Source organism: Mesorhizobium sp. CNPSo 4688, from assembly GCF_057784295.1.
The window spans coordinates 14,776-36,432 of sequence record NZ_JBWLUY010000024.1 but is presented as its reverse complement, the minus strand read 5'-3'; the positions used below and the strand labels follow the sequence as shown (position 1 = coordinate 36,432).

At 59.9% G+C, this 21,657-nt stretch carries 19 protein-coding genes and 3 pseudogenes; 15 read left to right on the top strand and 7 right to left on the bottom strand.

Annotation, left to right across the window (positions count from 1 at the left end; all coding sequences use genetic code 11):
- Positions 1–46: 46 nt before the first annotated feature.
- Positions 47–199, top strand: a pseudogene (locus tag AC04SH_RS30395) (cation:dicarboxylate symporter family transporter); the annotation flags it as partial.
- Positions 200–389: 190 nt separating this feature from the next.
- Here the strand turns inward: AC04SH_RS30395 and hemN are convergent.
- On the bottom strand, positions 390–1,742 hold the full coding sequence (hemN, locus tag AC04SH_RS30390; RefSeq protein WP_488481561.1) for an oxygen-independent coproporphyrinogen III oxidase: 1,353 nt from the start codon (positions 1,740–1,742) through the stop codon (positions 390–392).
- Positions 1,743–1,913: 171 nt separating this feature from the next.
- Between hemN and AC04SH_RS30385 the strand changes: the two genes are divergently transcribed.
- Positions 1,914–2,675: a Crp/Fnr family transcriptional regulator gene (locus tag AC04SH_RS30385; RefSeq protein ID WP_488481546.1), complete on the top strand. Its 762-nt coding sequence runs from the start codon at positions 1,914–1,916 to the stop codon at positions 2,673–2,675.
- Positions 2,676–2,739: 64 nt separating this feature from the next.
- Here AC04SH_RS30385 and AC04SH_RS30380 read toward each other — a convergent pair whose 3' ends face one another.
- Together AC04SH_RS30380 and AC04SH_RS30375 are read right to left on the bottom strand one after the other, a co-directional pair.
- Positions 2,740–2,943 carry a hypothetical protein gene (locus AC04SH_RS30380; RefSeq protein WP_488481545.1) on the bottom strand — a complete coding sequence of 68 codons (204 nt, stop codon included), beginning with the start codon at positions 2,941–2,943 and terminating at the stop codon, positions 2,740–2,742.
- Between the two features lie 140 nt (positions 2,944–3,083).
- Entirely contained in the window at positions 3,084–3,374 is a 291-nt protein-coding gene (locus AC04SH_RS30375) for a hypothetical protein (protein WP_488481544.1), read from the bottom strand.
- Between the two features lie 950 nt (positions 3,375–4,324).
- Between AC04SH_RS30375 and AC04SH_RS30370 the strand changes: the two genes are divergently transcribed.
- Entirely contained in the window at positions 4,325–4,681 is a 357-nt protein-coding gene (locus AC04SH_RS30370) for a hypothetical protein (RefSeq protein ID WP_488481543.1), read from the top strand.
- Positions 4,682–5,080: 399 nt separating this feature from the next.
- Here the strand turns inward: AC04SH_RS30370 and AC04SH_RS30365 are convergent, their stop codons facing one another.
- Complete coding sequence (locus AC04SH_RS30365; protein WP_488481542.1) at positions 5,081–5,308, bottom strand: hypothetical protein; 228 nt, start codon at positions 5,306–5,308, stop codon at positions 5,081–5,083.
- A 975-nt stretch (positions 5,309–6,283) separates the two neighbouring features.
- Between AC04SH_RS30365 and ccoN the strand changes: the two genes are divergently transcribed.
- The 9 genes from ccoN to ubiM all read left to right on the top strand — a co-directional run bounded on the left by ccoN (position 6,284) and on the right by ubiM (position 15,972).
- Positions 6,284–7,915 (top strand): cytochrome-c oxidase, cbb3-type subunit I, encoded by a 1,632-nt coding sequence (ccoN, locus tag AC04SH_RS30360; RefSeq protein WP_488481541.1) that lies wholly within the window; start codon positions 6,284–6,286, stop codon positions 7,913–7,915.
- Positions 7,906–8,637: a cytochrome-c oxidase, cbb3-type subunit II gene (gene ccoO / locus AC04SH_RS30355; protein ID WP_488481540.1), complete on the top strand. Its 732-nt coding sequence runs from the start codon at positions 7,906–7,908 to the stop codon at positions 8,635–8,637. The genes ccoN and ccoO overlap by 10 nt, the downstream gene beginning before the upstream one ends.
- 13 nt (positions 8,638–8,650) lie before the next feature.
- Positions 8,651–8,800, top strand: a complete 150-nt coding sequence (locus AC04SH_RS30350) for a cbb3-type cytochrome c oxidase subunit 3 (protein ID WP_488481539.1) — start codon at positions 8,651–8,653, stop codon at positions 8,798–8,800.
- A gap of 2 nt (positions 8,801–8,802) precedes the next feature.
- A complete protein-coding gene (gene ccoP, locus AC04SH_RS30345) occupies positions 8,803–9,666 on the top strand; it encodes a cytochrome-c oxidase, cbb3-type subunit III (RefSeq protein ID WP_488481538.1) in 864 nt (287 codons plus the stop codon).
- Positions 9,667–9,844: 178 nt separating this feature from the next.
- Positions 9,845–11,404 (top strand): cytochrome c oxidase accessory protein CcoG, encoded by a 1,560-nt coding sequence (gene ccoG / locus AC04SH_RS30340; RefSeq protein ID WP_488481537.1) that lies wholly within the window; start codon positions 9,845–9,847, stop codon positions 11,402–11,404.
- Positions 11,401–11,916 carry a FixH family protein gene (locus AC04SH_RS30335; protein ID WP_488481536.1) on the top strand — a complete coding sequence of 172 codons (516 nt, stop codon included), beginning with the start codon at positions 11,401–11,403 and terminating at the stop codon, positions 11,914–11,916. Before ccoG ends, AC04SH_RS30335 begins: the two co-directional genes overlap by 4 nt.
- Positions 11,913–14,198 (top strand): cation-translocating P-type ATPase, encoded by a 2,286-nt coding sequence (locus AC04SH_RS30330; RefSeq protein WP_488481535.1) that lies wholly within the window; start codon positions 11,913–11,915, stop codon positions 14,196–14,198. The genes AC04SH_RS30335 and AC04SH_RS30330 overlap by 4 nt, the downstream gene beginning before the upstream one ends.
- Positions 14,195–14,344, top strand: a complete 150-nt coding sequence (ccoS, locus tag AC04SH_RS30325) for a cbb3-type cytochrome oxidase assembly protein CcoS (protein ID WP_488481534.1) — start codon at positions 14,195–14,197, stop codon at positions 14,342–14,344. The genes AC04SH_RS30330 and ccoS overlap by 4 nt, the downstream gene beginning before the upstream one ends.
- Before the next feature lie 446 nt (positions 14,345–14,790).
- Entirely contained in the window at positions 14,791–15,972 is a 1,182-nt protein-coding gene (gene ubiM, locus AC04SH_RS30320; RefSeq protein WP_488481533.1) for a 5-demethoxyubiquinol-8 5-hydroxylase UbiM, read from the top strand.
- Positions 15,973–16,475: 503 nt separating this feature from the next.
- On the opposite strand, the gene AC04SH_RS30315 is transcribed toward ubiM, so the two are convergent.
- Both AC04SH_RS30315 and AC04SH_RS30310 read right to left on the bottom strand, forming a co-directional pair.
- Entirely contained in the window at positions 16,476–17,480 is a 1,005-nt protein-coding gene (locus AC04SH_RS30315; protein WP_488481532.1) for an ATP-grasp domain-containing protein, read from the bottom strand.
- A gap of 644 nt (positions 17,481–18,124) precedes the next feature.
- Positions 18,125–18,427, bottom strand: a complete 303-nt coding sequence (locus AC04SH_RS30310; RefSeq protein ID WP_488577719.1) for a hypothetical protein — start codon at positions 18,425–18,427, stop codon at positions 18,125–18,127.
- Between the two features lie 653 nt (positions 18,428–19,080).
- Between AC04SH_RS30310 and AC04SH_RS30305 the strand changes: the two are divergent.
- Positions 19,081–19,538, top strand: a pseudogene (locus AC04SH_RS30305) (ArdC-like ssDNA-binding domain-containing protein); the annotation flags it as partial.
- Positions 19,539–19,651: 113 nt separating this feature from the next.
- Positions 19,652–19,825: pseudogene (locus AC04SH_RS30300) on the top strand (DUF3363 domain-containing protein); the annotation flags it as partial.
- 235 nt (positions 19,826–20,060) lie between these two features.
- Here AC04SH_RS30300 and AC04SH_RS30295 read toward each other — a convergent pair.
- Positions 20,061–20,459 (bottom strand): ThiF family adenylyltransferase, encoded by a 399-nt coding sequence (locus AC04SH_RS30295; RefSeq protein ID WP_488481530.1) that lies wholly within the window; start codon positions 20,457–20,459, stop codon positions 20,061–20,063.
- A 163-nt stretch (positions 20,460–20,622) separates the two neighbouring features.
- On the opposite strand from AC04SH_RS30295, the gene AC04SH_RS30290 reads away from it, so the two are divergent.
- Entirely contained in the window at positions 20,623–21,477 is an 855-nt protein-coding gene (locus AC04SH_RS30290; protein WP_488481529.1) for a host specificity protein, read from the top strand.
- Positions 21,478–21,657 lie beyond the last annotated feature (180 nt).

Genomic DNA, 21,657 nt, shown 5'->3' with positions numbered 1-21,657 from the left:
AAGCGCCGCGATGGAAGCCAGCGAAGGTCGGAACCACCTCGCTCCAACCGTTGCGACGGGGATCGCCGGTAACGATCTCCAGAACGGAGGCCGGGTTGCCGGCAAGGCGATGATCTATTTACTCGCCTGCTGGACGCTCGCCCTTATGGTCGGCCTCGTCGTGTCCAATGTCGTTCAACCCGGTGCCGGCCTCAGCCTCGCTCGACGTCGAGGCCGTGGATACCATCATCTCGGCCACGGCGGCGCGCCTTCGCGGAGCTCGCGTGAGGCCGTTCGGGCAGGGCGCTAAGCCGTCACATAGTCAGCTGGGTATCTGCACCAAAATAACCATGAGCCACCGCAACCTGGCAATTCATCACACGCGATGGCTCAGTCTTGCGCTGAAATAATCAGACCGCCGCTGAGTGCCTGGCGGCTTTGCCTTCGAAATATTTGTCAAACTTCACCGCAATGCTCCTCACGAAGGGACGATTTTCCTCCGGCACGACGAACTTGTCGCCTCGCAGCTCAAGCAGTCCAGCAGGATCGTTAAGGGCAATGGAGCTTGACTGAAGAAGGAGCTTTTGGCCGGCTTTCCCGAAGCTCTCCACCAGGTCTATCGCTGAAAAGGCGAAATCGCACATCAGCCGCTCGATTATCCAGCCCCGGACTCTATCGTCGTCCGAGAGCACGATGCCGCGCACAGCCGTCAACCCGCCGTCTCCAATCATGCGGCCGTACTCGCCGGTCGAAGTCGTGTTCTGCACGTAGCCTTGGCGAAACCGGCTGATCGACGAAGGGCCAAGTCCGATTAAGATCTCGCAACGATCCTCCGTATAGCCCTGAAAATTGCGATGCAAAGTCCCCGCGTGTGCCGCTACAGCCAGCGAATCGCCGGGCCTCGCGAAATGGTCGAGCCCAATTGATTCGTACCCCTTGTCCACAATCGCTCGCGCGGCTAGTTGCGATTGAGCGAGTCGCTCCATCGGTCCGGGAAGCCATGCCTCGTCGATCATCGTCTGATGTTTCTTAAACCAAGGCACGTGAGCGTAGCCGAACAGCGCCATCCTGTCCGGTTCCAGCGTGAGCGCCCGCGCCACGGTGGAACACAGGCTCTGCCTGGTTTGATGCGGCAGGCCATAGAGCAGATCAAGGTTCACGGAATCCACTCCGCGGGAGCGAACGCCATCGACAACTGCCTTGGTCTGCAAAAAGCTCTGCTCACGGTTGATCGCCTTTTGCACTCTCGGATCGAAATCCTGCACGCCGAGGCTCGCCCGCGTCATGCCTATTTTGGCAAGCGCGTCGAGGCGGCCTTCGTCCATATCGTTCGGATCGATCTCGACGCTGATCTTTACATCGTTGAAAAAGTCGAAATTGTCCCGCAGCACCGCTCCCAAGGTCACCATATCCTGCGGCTTCAGCATCGTCGGCGAACCGCCGCCCAGATGAACCGCGCGAACTCGACAACCCTTGCCGCTGACAAGGCCGCCAACCGTCGCGATCTCCGCATGCAGCGAGCGCAGATAAGCGGCCACCGGCTCGTAGTTGCGCGTCTGTTTGGTATGGCACGCGCAGAACCAGCAGAGCCTGTCGCAATAAGGGATATGCAGGTAAAGCGATATCTTGCCACCGCCTTCTAGCGCCTCCAGCCAGCCGCGGTAAACGACCGCATCGATGCCCGGATGGAAATGCGGCGCGCTCGGGTAACTGGTATAGCGCGGGACGTTCTCGCCAAGTTTGTGAGCTAGCTCGGGGCGCATGTCGTGGTCCATTTTTTTGCGTCGCCGGGACTCTGGACGCTAATATGAGCCAAAGCCCTGATTTCGATCAGGCTGCGGAACGACAAACTGCCGCAACGATTTTTCTACCGTGGATTGTTATCCTGCCGGCGCTTGGGACCGGGAGGGCGATCAGATCGGGAGAGCGATCAAATGACAGGACAGCAGGACATCCGCAGTTCCGACATTCCCTTTTATTGCCTGTCTTGCCAGGCACGGCACCGCGGCGTCTGCGGCGCGCTGCATCCAGATCACTTGGCTCGGCTCGCCAAGACGTCGTCGCGGCACAGGATCGAAGCTGGGGTCGAGCTGATGGGTGACGCCGAGGCCGTCGACAGCTATTCAAACCTGCTTTCGGGCGTTGTGAAGCTGACGAAGATCCTTTCAGACGGCCGCCAGCAGATAGTCGGTCTTCAGTTCGCGCCGGATTTTCTGGGACAGCCGTTCAAGGTGAAAAGTGCGATCAATGCGGAAGCGGCAACAGCTGTCTCTCTGTGCTCCTTTCCGAGAGCGGCCGTCGAACAAATGATGAAGCAATCACCCGAGCTCCAGCATCGCCTGTTCAAGCAGACGCTAAACGAGCTCGACGAGGCTCGCGAATGGATGGTGACCCTGGGATGCAAGACGGCACCCGAGAAGGTGGCGAGCTTTCTTCTCTTGATCGCCCGCAATATCGATTCCCGTGGGGGCCGGGCCGGGTCGGCGTGCTTCGATCTGCCGCTGACGCGTGCCGAGATCTCTGATTTCCTTGGAATTAGAGACGAGACGGTGAGCCGTGAGCTGACCAGACTGAGAATGGACGGCGTGATCCGGATCGAGAACAACCGTCGTGTCATTGTAGACAGCCTGAACCGCCTGGAACAGCGCCACGGCGGGCGGCGGCCGAGGCGCCACCGCCCGAAGAACGAGACTTGAGCGGCGAGGCCAGCCAACGCGCACCCCAAGAGACCTGCCCAAAGCTCACGGGGTTAAGCGATGGCTAATCGGCCGAGCCACTATCGGTGAAAGGCGAGGCGCTCGGCACGCATTGCAGTAACCAGCCCGCCGGAGTTGGTTGCTTCTGATATTCGGTAAGGGCTGCCGTGCACTGTTCGCGCTTGTCGAAGGTGCTGGGAAGAACGGTCATTCCTCCCCCTGGTCCGGCGATTACCAGATACCAGACCAATGCTACGCTCGAAGTCATGGAGATTTCCTTCTTCTGCCATCCGGGCTGTTGACGCCCGAATCGAGCGGACCCTAACAACTTCGGGCGGGTGGTAAAAGCAAGGCCAGCATCATCCCGTTGGGGGAGCCAAGATCACGCCGGCAAGAAGGATTTACAGGCTAGGCGCTGCCGTCCGTTTCGCTTTCCTCATCGACCATCCGAACGGGCAGATATGCGTTCGTTTCCAGCCACTCGCGAACGATGATGCCAATGAGATCCGAGCGGGTAACTTTCATTTCGGCGGCAATCGAGTTCAACGCATCGTCTGTCGCTGGCTCAAGAGGCACGCCGGCGACGTTCCGGAGCATCAGCGCCGCGCGCCGAAGGGTAATCTGCAGATCCGCCCGCGACATGTCGGCGATGCCGTTGGCGGCGCTTTCAAGTTCTTCGGCGATGGATATGCGTGTCATTATTTCACCTGTGATCGGTGGCCATTTTATTCGGACGGCCCAAAGGCCGATGGCTCACGACGCAGCCAAAGTCGGCGGCGGTGTTGGCCATTGCCGACGTCGAGCGAAGGGCGCCGGGTGTTCATCCCCACGCGGCGAAGAAATGCTTTTTGGTCATTTCGCCGACACAAGCCATCCATCTCTGCCGCCATCTAGCCGGTCAAGAGTCGAGAGGTACCAGTGTATCCCACCGCCTACTGACCACCACACGCTTCGTGCCTTATCCGCTCCGGCCGAAGTCGGCAGTCAAGGATTCATCGCTTCATATCGAGCATTGCAGCCGGAGCGTCTCTGTAATGAGCACCGCTGCGCCTGGACCAATACCAGCAGCCTCCCACGCTGGTCCCGGACACAAACTTGGAGTGGATAGCGAAAATTTCTGCGCGCTACCTCGGGCGCGACGACCCCTCGCAAGGATCTATCTGCTTCTGACTACCCAACATTCACACCCATCTCGCGGAGATAGGATTCCCTGGGTCAACATCCGGGACGTCCGCTTGCCTGGGAAGACGACCGAACGAGCATCGAATGCCAACTTGATAAAGGGCCGGGCAGCCGCACTGGCGAAATAGCATTTGCACGATGCACCAAGCGTCTCGTAAAAGGTCCACCCGAGAAGCGTGGACCTCCAGATCGCGGCGGCGGCGCAGACTTTTAGCCCGCTCGACGTAAAGTCGGTTGATAAAAATGCGCTCGTCTAGGACATAAAGACCGCTTCTCGATCAAGCACCTACTGCGCTACCAGCTAGAGGTATGGACGAAGAGGGTGACGACGCCGGCGAGGAGAGCGACGGCAGCGACGCCAGGCGCTGGGTCCTCGGTCTTGACTTAATCGGCGGCGATTTACAGGGACTGGCGAGAGCTGAATCATAACCGCGCATACACCTGCTGCGGCTGATGGAGGGAAGCCGTTGGACGAGAACGATCCGGAGAAAGAGCAGATCGAGACGATTTTTCGCAACGGTACCATCACCGTCGTAGGGATCTTGCTTGCCTTCTCGCTCGGCTTCGTCACGCATTGGGCTGCCAATCCCATGCCGTGGGGATTTTACGACCTGGTTGCCGTTCTGCCGATACTGGTCGGCATCGCGTTGCAGATGCGGGCGCTGTCCATGCTGCTCGACATGAGTTCGCTGCGCCGACCCATTTACGAGCGCGCTAACCGCATCTTTATGGCGGGGCTCATCCTGACCGCATGCGGCGTGGGGCTGGCGATCCTGCTAGATGTTTTCGAGATGTCGGCGAAGGGTTCGCTGCCCGGCGCTTGACGGCCCTGCCAGTACTAGGGCCCGAGGCGCTGCGTGCACTGCCGAACTGGAGCTCGACCTCATGGTGACCACACCTATGGGTGCCATCGACGTTTCGAAGCCGGACATGAACTTCGCAATGCGAAGGCCCCTGAAGCGTCTTGAGGAATGCATCGCCGAAATACCCGAAAAGTGTAGGCGCTAACGGTAGCGTCACCGCTTTCAATCCCTGTAGCGCGGAGTCGGCTGGCCGGCGGCGAACAGATGTCGACTGCTCGGCTAACTCGTCGCCGCGCGACCACATCGTAGGCGGGGTCGATTGTCGCGCTCTTCCCGGCGCCTGAGGTCGCGGAGATCACCGTATGCCGTCGCGCGACGAGCCGTTTTGGACCTTTCATCGAGCGCGATACATGGGGTAGCTCAGCCTGCCCGCCGCAAATTCTGATGCCGCATCCGAGCTACGCTGAGCAGGCAGGTCTCGTCGCTAACTCCGTCTTGGAAAAGTCGAACGAGATCAGAGGCAAGGTTCTCGGCTTCTGGTGACCCTGGCTGGATCTGGCACTCCTGGCAAACCTGGTCGAAAACCGACTTGAGGCTTTCCAAATCACTAGGATAGAGGGCTGGGTTAAGGTTGAGACGATCGATCATCTGGGCCTTCCTAGGGCTGCGATACTGAACGAAACAGAGGGCGGAGACGAGGAAACCCGCCGACACGCGAAAATGAGCCCGCCGAAAGGGGTTGTCATTAAAAAAAGTTGTCGGGTGACGGCTTGGAGAATTTTTGACATCCCGATGTTTCACGGATGCCTGCGCAGCGTTTTGGCCTGGCAGTCTTCAGCAAAACAGGATCGAAGGCCACGAGCCTGGTCATTGTGGCGCTTCGTCAGTCTGGAGCCACCCACCACAGGCGTATATCCGGCGCAAGAATTGTCTTTCCCGTGCTAGGGATGCATGACGCCTTGGTCAACATCCGACCAGCCGATCTTCCCAACCTTCCAATCCCGCGAGATCACCGACAGGCAAGGCGGACGCGTCGGAGCATCGCAGCCGGCGGGGCGAGCTCTGATGGTAGCTCTGGTCGGATCGACCGTTGTTTCGATAACACCGTCGAGGAGGTTATAAAATCGAAGGTTCGAAAGGCCCACGGATCCTCGCAAGAGTTGGACCAGGCCAGCTCGCCGAACTCCGGTGTCACAGATAACCATCGCCCCCAATCGCAGCTCCAAGTGACAAGGACCTGCTCATCGGCGAACGCAAGTTGGGCTCCGTTTGGCCCGAGCCCTGCGTGAAGGGCATCAAGCCATACTTCGATACTTGCGGCGTCGGTGAGCGGGACAGCAGGCCGGTCGGCGGCATACTGGGCGGTCGGGAGTTAGCATCACGCGTCGGCCGACTTGCTCGGCGCGAACGAGCCCTTCCGCTGCAGGGGCGGCTCGACTCGCATTGTCCGGGAAGGGCAGCCAGAGAGTTGCCCGAGCCGGATACCCAACTTTGAGTGTAGCGCCAGCTGCTAGAGGCAAAAATCCTGAGGCTCTGATCTGGATCAGGGCAAACAGGCCGGGACTGCGCAATCAATGCGTTGCGGATTTGGCGTCCGCCGAAATTTTCAGATCGGGACTTGCGATGAAATTCGGCACAGAGATCGTCCTCCTAAGCCTGTTTGCCTTTTGTGCCCTTGTGGCCGCCGGCTTTGGCGTGGACGGACCTTTTCGCCAGCACATGTGGGTTTTGTTCTTCGCCGCCACGGGCTTCACCGCAATCCTGTTACGCAACACGGATTTCGAGCCGGCCGTTCCGGTCGATCCGTCAGCCTATATGGATGGTCCGATCCGCTATGGCGCCATCGCGACGGTATTCTGGGGCGTCGTTGGCATGCTGGTCGGCGTGATCATCGCGCTGCAGCTTGCTTATCCCGATCTCAACATCCAGCCCTGGTTCAATTTCGGCCGCCTGCGGCCGCTGCACACGTCCGGCGTCATCTTCGCTTTCGGCGGCAACGCGCTGCTCTGCACGTCCATGTACGTGGTCCAGCGCACCTCGCGCGCGCGCCTCTTCGGCGGCAATCTCGCCTGGTTCGTGTTCTGGGGCTATCAGCTCTTCATCGTCATGGCCGCGACCGGCTATCTGCTCGGCATTACCGAAGGCCGCGAGTATGCCGAGCCGGAATGGTATGTCGACATCTGGCTGACTATCGTCTGGGTCGCCTATCTCATCCTGTTCCTTGGCACCATTTTGAAGCGCAAGGAACCTCACATCTACGTCGCCAACTGGTTCTATCTCTCCTTCATCGTCACCATCGCGATGCTGCATGTCGTCAACAATCTGTCGATGCCGGCGTCATTCCTCGGATCGAAGAGCTACTCGGCCTTTTCCGGCGTTCAGGATGCGCTGACGCAGTGGTGGTACGGCCACAACGCCGTCGGCTTCTTCCTGACCGCCGGTTTCCTCGGCATGATGTATTACTTTGTACCCAAGCAGGCGAATCGGCCGGTCTATTCCTACCGCCTTTCGATCATCCACTTCTGGGCGCTTATCTTCCTCTACATCTGGGCTGGCCCCCATCATCTTCACTACACCGCCTTGCCCGATTGGGCGCAGACGCTGGGGATGGTGTTCTCGATCATGCTATGGATGCCCTCCTGGGGCGGCATGATCAACGGCCTCATGACGCTGTCGGGCGCCTGGGACAAGATCCGCACCGATCCTATCATCCGCATGATGGTTGCGGCAGTCGCCTTCTACGGCATGTCGACCTTCGAGGGTCCGATCATGTCGATCAAGACGGTCAACTCGCTGAGTCATTACACCGACTGGACCATCGGCCACGTACACTCGGGCGCCCTCGGCTGGGTCGGCATGATCTCGTTCGGCGCGATCTACTACATGGTGCCCAAGCTCTGGAACCGCGAGCGGCTCTATTCGCTGCGGCTTGTCACATGGCACTTCTGGCTGGCGACGCTTGGCATCGTTGTCTACGCCGCTGTCATGTGGGTGTCCGGCATCATGCAGGGCTTGATGTGGCGCGAATACGACGAGCAGGGCTTCCTGGTCTACTCCTTCGCCGAAACCGTGGCCGCCATGCACCCCTACTATGTCATGCGCGCCATCGGCGGGGTCATGTACCTCTCCGGCGCCCTGATCATGGCCTGGAACATCGGCATGACCATCCGCGGCTACCAACGCGAGGAGGATCCGATGCCGGGCTCCGCGCCCGCCCTCGAGCCTGCGCAATCAGGAGCCAGAAAATGGGCTTGATGGACAGGCACGCGACCATCGAGAAGAACGCCACGCTGCTTCTTGTCGGATCCCTGCTGGTCGTGACCGTCGGCGGCATCGTCGAGATCGCGCCGCTCTTCTATCTCGACAACACGATCGAGAAGGTGGAGGGCATGAGGCCTTACTCGCCGCTCGAACTTGCAGGACGCAACATCTACGTGCGCGAGGGATGCTACCTCTGCCACAGCCAGATGATCAGGCCGTTCCGCGACGAGGTGGAGCGCTACGGCCATTACAGCCTGGCGGCGGAGTCGATGTACGACCACCCGTTCCAGTGGGGGTCCAAACGCACCGGACCGGATCTCGCGCGTGTCGGCGAACGTTACTCCAACGCGTGGCACGTCCAGCACCTTACTGACCCGCGTTCCGTCGTGCCGGAATCAATCATGCCGCGCTACGGCTTCCTGGCTGACACGCTGATCGAGGTGAAGGACTTTTCTACGCAGCTCGTCGCCAGCAAACGCGTTGGCGTCCCATACACCGATGACATGATCTCGCACGCCAACGCCGATCTGATGGCACAGGCTGATCCCAATGCCGACACATCGGGCCTTGAGGCCCGCTACCCGAAAGCCAGGATCGGCGACTTTGACGGCAATCTGCAGCAGGTGACCGAGATGGACGCCCTCGTCGCCTATCTGCAGATGCTCGGCACGCTCGTCGATTTCAAGAACTACGACGAGGCCGCTGGCTACCGCTGAGGAGAAACAACCGATGGATTACAATTTGACGCGCGAATTCGCCGACAGCTGGGGCCTGCTCGCCATGGTGCTCTTCTTTGCCGGATGCGTCGCCTTCGCGCTCCGACCGGGCGGTTTCAGCCAGGCTGACGAAGTCGCGCGCATCCCCTTCAAAGACGACTGATCATGAGCACACAGTATATCGATGATATGTCGGGCATCTCGACCACCGGTCATGAATGGGACGGCATCAGGGAGCTCAACAACCCCCTTCCGCGCTGGTGGGTGTTCACCTTCTACGTCACCATCGCATGGGCGATCGGCTACACCATCGCGTATCCCGCCTGGCCGATGCTGAGCTCCGCCACCAAGGGCGCTCTGGGCTTTTCCAGCCGCAACGCGGTCAAGAACGAGCTGGCGGCGGCAGAGTCCGCCCAGGCCGAATATATCGCGACGATACAGTCCAAAACCGCTTCGGAAATTGCGGCCGACGACACATTGCGCGAATTCGCCGTCGCTGCCGGCTTTGCGGCGTTCCGGGTCAATTGCGTGCAGTGCCACGGCTCCGGCGCGCAAGGGTCGAAGGGTTTTCCCAATCTCAATGACGACGATTGGCTGTGGGGCGGCAAGGTCGAGCAAATCCAGCAGACGATTTCACACGGCGTGCGCTTCACGACAGACCCGGATACGCGCGTGTCGGAAATGCCCGCTTTTGGCGACATCATTACGGCTGAGCAGATCACTCAAGTCAGCGCCTATGTGGCGAGCTTGTCGGGACCGGTCAAAGACGCCAGCATGGTCGAGCTTGGCGCCAAGGTCTTCGCGGACAACTGCACCGCTTGTCATGGTGAGAATGCAAAGGGTGACAAGGAGTTAGGCGCACCCGATTTGACCGATGCAATCTGGCTCTACGGACCGGGCGAGACGGCCATCGCCGCCCAGGTCCGCACTCCGAAACAAGGCGTAATGCCGGCCTGGATCGAGCGTCTCGGCGAGATCAAGGTCAAGGAATTGGCTGTCTATGTCCATTCGCTTGGCGGCGGAGAATAGGCGGCGGCCTATTCTCGACCCTCCCCGCGCCAAGCGACGAGGCCCGGCTCACGCCGGGCCTCGACCATTGCGATAACCGGCGGGATGCTGTGTGCAATGGCGGCAAACCTTGCCCCACGGCGGCCACAACCATGGTGGGCGTCGGCTGCAAAATCGTCGCTTGTGACTGGAGCTTCTCGTGCTTGACAACAAGCAGATAGGACGGCTGAAAGCCGAAGCGGTCAATTCCGCAAAGACACGACAGCCGCTTTACGCCGCGCGCAAGAAGATCTTTCCGAAACGCGCCTCTGGCCGTTTCCGCCAGTTCAAATGGCTGGTGATGGCGATCACGCTCGGTATCTATTACCTGACGCCGTGGCTGCGGTGGGATCGCGGCGCGTTCGCGCCCGACCAGGCGGTGCTGCTCGATCTTGCCAACCGTCGCTTCTATTTCTTCTTCATCGAAATCTGGCCACAGGAGTTCTACTACGTCGCCGGCCTCCTGATGATGGCCGGCATCGGCCTGTTCCTGATCACGTCCACGGTTGGCCGGGCCTGGTGCGGCTACACCTGTCCGCAGACCGTATGGGTCGACTTGTTCCTGGTGGTAGAGCGCGCGATCGAAGGCGATCGCAACGCCCGCATCAAGCTCGACGCCGGGCCATGGACGGCACGCAAGCTGGTGCTGCGTGTATCCAAACATGCCATCTGGCTGGTCATAGCGGCAGCCACCGGCGGCGCCTGGATCTTTTATTTTGCCGATGCGCCGACGCTGATCGGCAACGTCTTCGATGGCAGCGCGGCACCGGTGGCTTATGTGACCATCGCCGTGCTGACGGCGACCACCTACACGTTCGGCGGGCTGATGCGGGAACAGGTCTGCACCTACATGTGCCCGTGGCCGCGCATCCAGGCCGCCATGCTCGACGAGAATTCGCTGACGGTGACGTATAATGACTGGCGCGGCGAGCCGCGTTCAAGACATGCCAAAAAGGCCTCGACCATCGGGCAATCGGTCGGCGACTGCGTCGATTGCAATGCCTGCGTCGCCGTCTGCCCAATGGGCATCGACATCCGTGACGGCCAGCAGCTGGAATGCATCACCTGCGCGATGTGCATCGACGCCTGTGACAGCGTCATGGACAAGCTCGGCCGGGAACGCGGGCTGATCTCGTATGCAACGCTGGCCGACTACAACGCCAACATGGCGGTGGCGACCGCGGGTGGGACAAGTTCAGTCAATCCATCGCTGGTAAGAACAACGAGTGGCGCTTTCGTCGACGGCCTGGCGCATTTTCATCTGGGCAAGATCTTTCGTTTGCGCACCTATGTCTATCTCGGTGCATTGTCGGCCATCGGCCTGGTGCTCGCCTATTTTCTGCTGACGCGCGAGCGGCTTGAGCTGAATGTGCTGCATGATCGCAACCCGCAGTTCGTGACACTCTCGGACGGCTCGATCCGCAACGGCTACACGGTCAAGCTGCTCAACATGATAGCCCAGCCGAGAACGATCGAGGTCGCGCTACAAGGTCTAGAGGGCGCTGAGATGAGCATCGTCGGCCTCGACCAGCGCCCAAGTCGCTCGTTCTCGATCGCTGTCGAACCCGACCGGCTGAAGATGCTCAAGATCTTCGTCAGGCAACCCGCGGACCGCATCAAGGAGCCGGTGCAGAGTTTCCAATTTCGGATCGTCGATAAGGCGAGTTCCGAATCCGCCGAATACACCGCCAGTTTCAACGCGCCGGAGAACAGCAGATGAGCGCCGAAATGCGAAAGCCGCGCGAGTTCACGGGACGGCATATGCTGATCTCCATTCTTGTCTTCTTCACCGTCGTGATCGGGGTCAACGTTATGTTGGCCACGCTCGCCCGGAAGAGTTGGACCGGGTTGGTCGTTGAGAACACCTATGTCGCCAGCCAGCATTTAAACGAGGAAGCGAGGAAGGGAAGGGCACAAGCCGCACTAGGCTGGACAGGCAAGCTAAGCATCGCCTCGGGCGAGATACGCTACCGGCTTGTCGACAGCCGGGGCAAACCGGTGCCGTTGCATGGCGTCAGGATGCTGTTCCGCCACCCGGCTTACGAAGCCGAGGACGAAGCCGTGACACTTGTCGCATCGGCCGGCGGTGCGCCTGGGAACACGCAGGAGTTTGCCGCCCGGCACACGCCGAAGGATGGCGTCTGGATCCTCGAGATCGATGCCGACGCCGGACTGACGTCGCCGTTTCGTGACGTTCGCCGCGTCATGGTTTCGAAAGGAGGCCTGCAATGAGCTGCTGCGCGCCGGGCGGCGGAATGGCGTTGGAGGTCGGCGCCCCGGCGTCCTCATCGCCGTCGAGCGACGAGATCAAGCTGGCCAGCCGCTCCCTGGGCAGCGACATTCACCAGACCGAGCTGTCGGTGCCGACGGTCCATTGCGGCGCTTGCATCCAAGCGATCGAGGCTGCGCTCGGCAGGGTCGAGAACGTTGAGTCCGCTCGCGTCAACCTGTCGACGAAGCGCGTGTCGATTCGCTGGCACGGAGACAGCGTCCCGCCATTCTTTGCCGTGCTCGGTCGGCTCGGCTATCAGGCGCACCTATTCGACCCGGAAATTCACGAGAAGGACAAAACGCTTTCGGAGTTGATCCGCGCCGTCGCGGTGGCAGGCTTCGCGGCCGGCAACATTATGCTGCTGTCGGTGTCGGTGTGGTCCGGTGCGGAGGGTCCGACGCGGGATTTGTTTCATTGGCTGTCGGCGCTAATCGCCATTCCGGCCCTCGCCTTTGCCGGCGGTCTCTACTTTCGCTCCGCGGCGAACGCGCTGCGCCACGGCCGCATGAACATGGACGTGCCTATCGCGGTCGGGGTGTCGCTGGCCTACGCCATGAGCCTCTATGAGACGATCAACCATGGCGATCACGCCTATTTCGATGCGGCGGTGTCGCTGCTGTTCTTCCTGTTGATCGGCCGCACGCTGGATCATGTCATGCGGGAACGTGCCCGGACCGCCGTGAAAGGCCTGTCGCAGCTGGCGGCGCGTGGCGCCATGGTCCTGCGCAGCGATGGTGCACGCGATTACCTGCCGGTTGGCGAGATCGAACCAGGCATGCTGCTGCTGATCGCAGCCGGCGAAAGGATACCCGTCGACGGCAAGATCGTTCAGGGGGCGTCGGATCTTGACTGCTCGCTGGTTTCCGGCGAGAGCACGCCGAAAAACGTGGCGTCAGGCGAAGCCGTGCAGGCTGGCGTGCTCAACCTTACCGGCCCGCTGACGATCGAGGCGACGGCCGCCGCAAAGGATTCGTTCCTGGCGGAAATGGTTCGCCTGATGGAGGCCGCCGAGGGCGGCCGGGCGCATTATCGCCGGATCGCCGACCGCGTTTCGGCGCTCTATGCTCCTGTGGTTCACCTGACCGCCTTCGTGACGTTCCTTGGCTGGATGGCGGCAACCGGCGACTGGCATAGGGCGATCACCATCGCCATTGCTGTTCTCATCATCACATGCCCGTGCGCGCTCGGCCTCGCCGTGCCGATCGTTCAGGTGGTCGCCGCGCGGCGCCTGTTCGAGAACGGCATCATGGTCAAGGACGGTTCGGCCACGGAGCGTCTGGCGGCGATCGACGCGGCGGTGTTCGACAAGACCGGGACACTGACGCTGGGGCTGCCCAGACTCGTCAACGCTGCATCCATCGATCCGGCTATGCTGGCGATCGCGGCCGACATGGCTCCTCATTCCCGGCACCCATTTTCAAAGGCGCTGGCGGCATACGGAAGCGCTCGTAGCCGAGCCGGATTCGACCGCGTGCAGGAAGAGCCGGGCTTGGGCATCGAAGCGTTCGCTGACGGCGACATCTGGCGCCTCGGCCGGCGCGGCTGGGCAGGTTGGAAAGCCCGTACGGGCGGCGAAGGAAAATATGGCGGCCTTGGCGGCACGGTCCTTGCCAGGAATGGCAGGATCGTCGCTTGCTTCGCCTTCGAGGACGCCATTCGAGCCGATGCTAAGGCGGCGGTGGAAAGCTTGAAGAGCGCCGGCATCCCGGTGGAGATGCTCTCGGGCGACACTGCGAGGGCCTGCGCCGAGGCGGCGGGGATCCTCGGCATCGACAGCTTTGTGCCGGCCCTGTTGCCCTCAGGAAAGGTCGAGAGGATTGAGGCGTTGGCCCGCGCCGGCCGCAAGGTGCTGATGGTGGGCGATGGCCTCAACGACACGCCGGCGCTGGGCGCCGCGCACGTCTCGATGGCTCCGGCGACCGCGGCCGACATTGGCCGCCAGGCCGCGGATTTTGTCTTCCTGCGCGAAAGCCTGCTGGCAGTGCCGCTCGCCCTGGATGTATCGCGCAAGGCCGGCCGGCTCATCCGACAGAACATCACGATCGCGATCATCTACAACGCATTCGCCGTTCCCATCGCCATCCTGGGTCATGTGACGCCGCTCATCGCGGCGATCGCAATGAGCGCTTCCTCGCTGATTGTGATCGCAAATACGTTGCGGCTTCAGGCGACTGCGAAGGCGGTCCCTGCGACGGGACCTGCCAGGGGCCGCGCCGACGTCATCGAAGCGGCCCATCCATGACCACGCTCGTCTATCTTATTCCGGTAGCGCTGTTCCTGGGGGCGCTCGGTTTGTCGGGCTTCCTATGGGCATGGAGGAGTGGTCAATACGAGGATCTTCAGGGGGCCGCTGTGCGCATCCTTCTCGACCGGGACGACAAGCCCTAATCCTGACCCAGATCACTGTGCCAACGATTGTGCCGGTGGTCAGCCGAGCCGGCACGGTGTGGAACAACCTGCTGAGGCTGGCCGCACCGAAAGGTAACGAGCTACCGCAAAATAACTTGACCGGACCGACGCAAGATCTCTGGCGAGCGACCAGCCGACCGTAAACCCGCCGTTGCCGGCTTTGTCATGTCTGGCTGATCCAGATCAAGGCTATCTTCTCACTGGCGTGGTTTGGTCGCCGACCTTTCAAGGGAGAACGCCATGTCTAACAGACTGTTTGGTCGTCAGCATCAGCGAACCGTCGACTTGCGAATGTCACTTGTTGGCTGCCGATCTCCCTGGCTGGACGTATCCAAGGGCCGGTTCTATCAGCCATGTTCCCGGCTGCCCGGCGTAATCGGTCCCCAGTATCCAAAGCAGATGGCTGACGCGATGGCGGCGCGCTGATGGCCGGCTGCGTCGACAGTTTCGACATCATTGTGGCCGGAGCCGGGCCGATCGGACTTTCCTTCGCCGCATCGTTGGCAAAGAGCGATCTCAAAGTGGCAGTCGTCGAACAGCAGGCCCTGGAAAGGCTGGCGAATCCGCCTTTCGATGGTCGCGAGATCGCGCTGACCTACGCCTCGATCAGGATCCTTCAAGAGCTCGGCGCCTGGGATGCGATCTCCGCTTCGCACAAATCCCCCGTGCAAGGCGCCCGCGTGCTCAACGGATCGAGCCCTTTCGCTCTGTGTTTCAATCCTCCAAGAGGGTCTGCAGAACCACTCGGATTTCTCGTCCCGAATTGTCGGATCCGCGATGCCCTGTTCAAGATCATCCGCCTGCACGATCATGCCCAGCTGCTATGCGGCCACTCGGTCGTCGGTGTAACAAACAGCCACAAAGGAGCGGTCGTACAGCTTTCTGACGGGAGGCGGTTGACGGCTCGGCTTCTGGTTGCGGCGGATTCGCGTCTGTCGCGCACGCGCGACCTGCTCGGCATCGCCGCCGATATCAATCGGCTAGGCAGCTCGATGCTGATTTGCCGGGTGAGGCACGAGCGTGCCCATAACCAGGTCGCAATCGAATGGTTCGATCACCATCAGACGATAGCGATGTTGCCGCTGATGAAAGGCTTGTCCTCGCTGCTTCTCACATTGCCCTCAAAAGAGGCCGATAGACTTGTTGCTTTCGACGACGATCGGTTCGTGACGGAATTGACGGACCGCTGTCGAGGGCGCCTCGGAAAAATGACCCTGGCCAGCACACGCCATTGCTATCCGCTGGTCACGACGTGGGCGCACAGGTTTTGGGCTCACAGCGCTGCACTCATCGGCGACGCTGCCATTGGCATGCACCCGGTGACTGCGCATGGCTTCAACATTGGCCTCGGCGGCCAAAAGCAACTCGCCCGTAGAATCCTGGCAGCCCGTCACGACCGACGTGACATTGGGGATCCCGGCATGCTCCACAGGTATGAAAGCTGCCTACGCCTCTCGGCTACACCGCTCTATCATGCTACCAATCTTCTCGTCGGACTGTACTCGGGCGAGCACGCGGCAGCACGGCTTGCAAGACATGCCGCCCTTCGCCTTGCCCAGTATTTTCCCTTTGTGCGCAACGGCATTTCGGCCATGCTGAGGCGGTGAAACAGAGGCGTGGGAATGGTAAGGCCTCTCCAAACGCTGCCGAAAATACGCCATCTGCGCCGCCCTTGAAGGGCTGAAACCTAAAGCAAAAATCTACAAGGCTGCTGACCGTGAATGGCATGTACGTCCGCGTCATGCCCGTGGCGCGATCTCGCGTGCAGTTCGACGCGGCCGCAGTCTGTCTCGAGGGTCTGGTGGGCCCGTTGAACCCCGTTCATCAAAACTACCCTAACTAAATCAATACCTTAATCTATTTTGTAGACCCGATGTTGGAACCGTCGGAACAATCTTTGCAACGTGCTGCACCTCCAAGCAACTTATCTGCCTCAGATGCGCGAGCGTGAGTACGGCAGCTGGATCTGCCTCGCCTCTTCATCGCAATCTCGGCTTCTAGCGTAGCGAAGATCGGCGCGTAGATAGCGTCTCCCACCAGAACCTTCGCCACCGTTTCAAGGGCGGCCTTGAACGGGCTCAGCGCGAGCAGCAGGAAGGATTTACATCGCCTAAATGTTAGAGGCACCCGACCGGAGCGCTTTTGCGATGGTATTCGTTGTTCGGAGATCACCATCTTGTTCACAGAATAACCAATTCCCTGAGACGTTAGCCTCTAAAAAAGTGAAGACCCCATCGGCACTAAGGATAAGGTCGCACGCGGCGAAGCGAAGCTGCATTGCCGACACGAGCTTGACCAAGCCTTGAGTCACATCGTTCGGAAGCTCTATGGGCTGGACCCGAGAAATCTCATTTAACCGAAAGTCCACATTCACAGCGTCGCCTTGAAGAAGCGCGTAGGCGAGAACGTTCGTGTCCACAACAATGGCACGGACATCGAAAACCTTTTCAACTTTAGCCTGAATAAGGCTCGGAGTGTCGTCCAACTTGAGCGTAGGCAACGTTTCGAGTCGTAGCTCCTGGGTATATGGTGCCAAAAAATTGGATGAGGGGATTGGACGTTCAAAGTAAAACTCATTCCCTATCAACGCGAGACTAGCATCCGAAATTGACTTGATCACCAATGACGGATGGCGTTTAGCAAACTCAATTATATCCTGCACTGATCCCGAAACTATCTGCTCCGGCGTTTGCAATCCAAGCCGTGCGGCAATGTGCGTTTGGTAAAGCTTGCAATCGGCTCGGGCTTCATGCCACGGATCGTTTATCCAAATCCGACTGTCTAAACATCGGAAGGCCGAAAGTGCCGCTTGAAGACGTTCGGTCAGTGCAAATCGCTCAATGTCCGGTAGTTCCCTACTAACAGTCAGCCTGTCCAACGCATAGCGACAAAAAACTGATCGCACCTGATGTGTGGAAAGTACCCGACCATCGGGCCATTCCAAAACAGCACGTTCCGGACTTAGCCACCTGAGTGTAGGCACGCCATCGTCTTCACTTGGATCGAAGAAGAAGGTCGGAACACCTAGTTCGCCCAACCTCGTGCACACCGCTGTGACATGCGCGTCTTCCGTCAAACCAATGAGGAGAACCGTATCGAGATCACTTCCCAGCACGCTTGTCCATCTTAGCAGGGATGTACTTGGATGGCAGATATTTGCCATTACTGTTGTACCCGCCCGGACGCGTTTTACCTGGCGTCATCGTCGAAGTCGGGGGAGTTCTGGACAGAGCCGCGAATAGCGTGCGAGGATCGGACTCTGCGCCATCGTTCTGCGAGTGTGGAAGGTCCATTTCCGGATAGAGATTATCTGGGTACGCTGACAAGAAAAAGGTAACCAATGGACGTTTTTCGTGAGCATTCAATTGTGACATGACTTCCCCCTCCCACGAACATAGCAATATCGTCGCCGCCAAGTTTGTCAATCGACCCATGACTTAAAAAGACGAACAAGGCGGCTCCTCGCGACGTCTATGCCGGCGCTCGCTTGGCAAGCCTCGCCAGCGTTGAACGGGAACACCCTGTGGCACAGACTACGGTGTTCCAACTTTGCCCGCCTTTGAGCAGCGGCCGACATCTTCAGCCCGTTCGACTACCCTCGGCGATATTCGTGGCCGAGCATGCTCATTGGATCGAGCTTGGGGCGCCACCGATGAAATCCGCGGCGGATAGCGTCCGCGCCGCATCTCTCGGCAGACCCGATCTTCTAACCCGATCTTCTAAAAAGAGGCCATTTTGGTGCGGCAATCCTTCAATGAATCATGCTGCACATCTCGTAGCTGCGTCATCGTGGTCGCCCCGTAGAAGCCGGCCTGACTTCCCGACCGACGGGTCGATAACGATGATCGCCTCCGGAGAATAGTTCTCGTTGTCGAGCGCGGCGGTCTCCACAGACTTGCCGTGCTCTACCCTTTGCCAATGGCCGGCGCGCGGCCGGGCGATCTCAAACGCATCGCAGGCCCGCGCTACATGCTGGTCCCTGACGCCATACAGCCTTGCAATCTCGGTCATCGGCTTCGACCAGACCAGTTCATGAAGCTCGGCGCGTGTCATTCTCAGCACGTGTCTTCCTCTCGTATCAAACATCAGTAATGCCAGCCTGCCTCCCGCATGTTTACAGGCTCCCGGGCCGTACCTGCACGACGTGAAGATTTTGTGGATACGCTCGGCTGGCGCCATCCCCCCCCTAGTCTAACGCCCCACTATGGCGCGGCTCCTGTAGCCGCACAAGTCGTCGAAGCATTTGAGGTTCGGCATTTCCTCTGTGTCGTAGATTTTGCAATCCGAATTGCTGATGACGTTTGTACGGTGGGCACTTGCCGCCCTCAGATCGGCAAACAACTGCCGCAAAGGGCGCGGGCCTCCCGCTCGATGAAGCTCGGCATGCATTGCTTGCAAGAGATGGGCGGGTGGGCGCCCGCGCGCCTGAAGGCGCGCACCGGGTGCTCGTAAACCGAGCCCCACTTTTCTTCGGGTACCTCAGGCGGTCTCGGCCATTAAGGCTTCGCCCCCTGGCGCGGACAGCCCTTGCGGGCTGTGACGGTCGCCGCCCTTTGGGCGGCGCTGTCTTTTGGGTTGGCCTTCCCGAGGGCGCGGTATGGGCGGCTCTCCCTTCTAGGCCCGCCGCGGCGGCCCGCAACCTTTCCGGTCGTTTTTCGCCGCTCACCCCGCTTTCCGGGGAAGGGCGCAGCGAGATTGGCGAGCGGAGAAAAGTCATGCGCAGAGACGGCAAACGCAGCGCTAGCGGAGAAGTGCTGGCCAGGAAGGGCGAGGCCCCGAGGGCCAGCCTCTACTCGGAAATCACTGACCGCATCATCGCCGATCTGGAGCGCGGTTCGGTGCCTTGGGTGAAGCCTTGGGACAAGGTGAAAGCCTTCCTTGGATTGCCGAAGAATGCCGCCACAGGGCGGACCTATTCCGGCATCAACATCCCGATCCTGTGGGGCGCGGTGATCGAGCGCGGCTATCCCGGCCAGAACTGCTCACCTTCCGGCAGGCGCTTTCGCTTGGCGGCAATGTTCGCAAGGGCGAACACGGCACCACCATCGTTCACGCCGATCGCTTCATCCCGAAGACCGAGAAGGAGCGCGCGAGGGAAGAAGACACCGAACCGCAGGCGGTGCCCTTCCTCAAACGCTTCACCGTCTTCAATGTCGCGCAATGCGAGGCCCTGCGCATGAAAAGCAGGACGGGATCGTCTATCGCGCCAACATGATTTCGATCCTGCGCCAGCGCGAGCTGAACCGTGTCGCCGGCCGGCTGTCGGATTAGCTCGGTCTCCCGTATTCCGAAGCGCGGTCTGGAGATCAAATACAAGGCACGCTGCGCCGATCCGTCGAGCTCGCCAGCGGCAAGTACGCTGTCATCGAGAAGTCGCGAGAATTCACACTGGTGTCATGGCGACCAGTGCTTGAGCGGCACATGGGCAAGGACGTCACCGGTGTCGTGCGCAGCGAGTGAGTTTAATGGACGATCGGACGGCAAAGGAGCGGACCAAGCGTGTCATAGAAGCGCCCAGCATTGTCGTCGTCGAAACCGTGCAGCGAGATGCCGAGGTCGTGCTTCTGCGTCCAGCCATTTTCGATCCATCGGGGCAGAGCGAATTGGACAGCGAGTCGGTCGGCGGCGGTGCCAAGCGCCACACCCACTCGGTCGAAGACCCAGTCGCCCCGGCGCTCAACATATTCTGCCCACTTTATCTGATGCGCCTCGACCTCGAGAGCGGTCGATCGGAGTGCGTGGTTGCGAGCACCGCCTTGGACGTGCCGACCTCGGCCCGACCGGCCAAGACACAGCGCTGCAGATTTGAGAGTTCGATCGGTTCGTGATCGATTACATGCGGGCGACCCAAGAGACCGGATAGCCTCGCTAAGGCCCAAAGCGAGCCATGGCCTATCGCGCCCAGCCCAACGAGGTGCGTTTCGCCAAGATCGACAGCGAAGTCAATCAGGGCGGCATCGCCGGCTTGGTTGTAGCTGTACAACGAGAGGTCGATGTCCTCATCCAACTCTGCGCCGGTCAACTGGGCGGCGATGGTTCGAAAAACGTTGGCGGCGGCAAAGCAGCCTGCGGCGCCAGCTCCATAGGCGAGCAAACCAAGACGCGGCGCAAGCCGGGGCAAGATCGAGATAGGGGGTGGCGACCATGCAATCTTCTGTACGTCAGCTTGTTGTCAGATCGCTCGCTTACCCTGCTAGTAAGCTTAAGTAGACCGATATTGACTACAGTGCTGATCTGTCGATAGGAGAGCGAGTCGCATGTATAGCAGAATCACTGGTTCATCCAGCCAACCTACAAGCGCAGGGCATCCCGACGAGTCGGAGCAGGCAGCAGATCATCAAAGATTTGCGGAATCGCTTGCAGACGCGGGGACTAGTTCGTCTTCGGCGACACGGCCGTATTCCCTCACCCCCGAACCTCCTATCTACGACATGGACAGTGATGAGTTCAGGCAAGAGTTGAAGGACTTCTATGGCGTCGATGTCAAGCACATAGCAGACAATCCTCAAGAGTACTCAGACTTCGTGTCCTCAAAAGCGGAGCGCACCGCAATTGTCGCTAGAGTCGGTGCGACCATAGATGACGAGCCCGGTTCGAAGTACTTCAGCTACCAGTTGGGCGATAAGAGCGTGGGGCTCCTAAGGATGGACCCAGGATTCCGCATCAAAGGGGAAGAGTGGCAGAAGAAATACTTTCCGGACCGAAAAAATATTTCATCGGTCGTGGCTCTTCGAGTTTCGCACCCGCTCGTTGAGAACGCGGGAGATGTTCTGCTCGAACATCAACTTCGGCTCGACGGCAAGAAGCCTTTGATCATGTCACGTCCTGCTAACGATGCGGCGAAGCCCCGTCTGGAGCAGATGGGCTTTGTTGACGTGGGGGAGAACCAATTCGTACTTGACCCTAGACGGTCCGATAAGTGGACAATGAACAACGAGGGTAAATGGCAGCGGGCAGACAAGCCCAGGCTGTATCTTCAAGCCGAGAGCGAGGATCCCGTTGAACGAAGTAGCGATGAAGACGAAGGATATGTCGAGACAGACTCGTCCGGCGATGATCCTTCTTGGTTCTTGGAGCGGGCGCTCAATTTCCGTGGACCACCGGCCGACTGAGTCTCGATGGACTAAAGGGAATGTGCATGAAGGCTATCATGTTTCTTCTCCCGCGTGCCGGGCGCGAAAGTACCCCCGGCCGCTCCAATTCGTTAGCTTCACGGTGTCGCCTGGGCTCCTCTGTAGGGGAGTTGAAATTTCATCAGCATAAAGGAGATCGTTTGTGGGAATTTGTTGTTC

Bases quoted from the DNA above. Each gene is read 5' to 3' on its own strand.
- hemN (WP_488481561.1), bottom strand. From the start codon at position 1,742: ATGCGCCCCGAGCTAGCTCACAAACTTGGCGAGAACGTCCCGCGCTAT.
- AC04SH_RS30385 (WP_488481546.1), top strand. From the start codon at position 1,914: ATGACAGGACAGCAGGACATCCGCAGTTCCGACATTCCCTTTTATTGC.
- AC04SH_RS30380 (WP_488481545.1), bottom strand. From the start codon at position 2,943: ATGACTTCGAGCGTAGCATTGGTCTGGTATCTGGTAATCGCCGGACCA.
- AC04SH_RS30375 (WP_488481544.1), bottom strand. From the start codon at position 3,374: ATGACACGCATATCCATCGCCGAAGAACTTGAAAGCGCCGCCAACGGC.
- AC04SH_RS30365 (WP_488481542.1), bottom strand. From the start codon at position 5,308: ATGATCGATCGTCTCAACCTTAACCCAGCCCTCTATCCTAGTGATTTG.
- ccoN (WP_488481541.1), top strand. From the start codon at position 6,284: ATGAAATTCGGCACAGAGATCGTCCTCCTAAGCCTGTTTGCCTTTTGT.
- ccoO (WP_488481540.1), top strand. From the start codon at position 7,906: ATGGGCTTGATGGACAGGCACGCGACCATCGAGAAGAACGCCACGCTG.
- AC04SH_RS30350 (WP_488481539.1), top strand. From the start codon at position 8,651: ATGGATTACAATTTGACGCGCGAATTCGCCGACAGCTGGGGCCTGCTC.
- ccoP (WP_488481538.1), top strand. From the start codon at position 8,803: ATGAGCACACAGTATATCGATGATATGTCGGGCATCTCGACCACCGGT.
- AC04SH_RS30335 (WP_488481536.1), top strand. From the start codon at position 11,401: ATGAGCGCCGAAATGCGAAAGCCGCGCGAGTTCACGGGACGGCATATG.
- AC04SH_RS30330 (WP_488481535.1), top strand. From the start codon at position 11,913: ATGAGCTGCTGCGCGCCGGGCGGCGGAATGGCGTTGGAGGTCGGCGCC.
- ccoS (WP_488481534.1), top strand. From the start codon at position 14,195: ATGACCACGCTCGTCTATCTTATTCCGGTAGCGCTGTTCCTGGGGGCG.
- ubiM (WP_488481533.1), top strand. From the start codon at position 14,791: ATGGCCGGCTGCGTCGACAGTTTCGACATCATTGTGGCCGGAGCCGGG.
- AC04SH_RS30290 (WP_488481529.1), top strand. From the start codon at position 20,623: ATGTATAGCAGAATCACTGGTTCATCCAGCCAACCTACAAGCGCAGGG.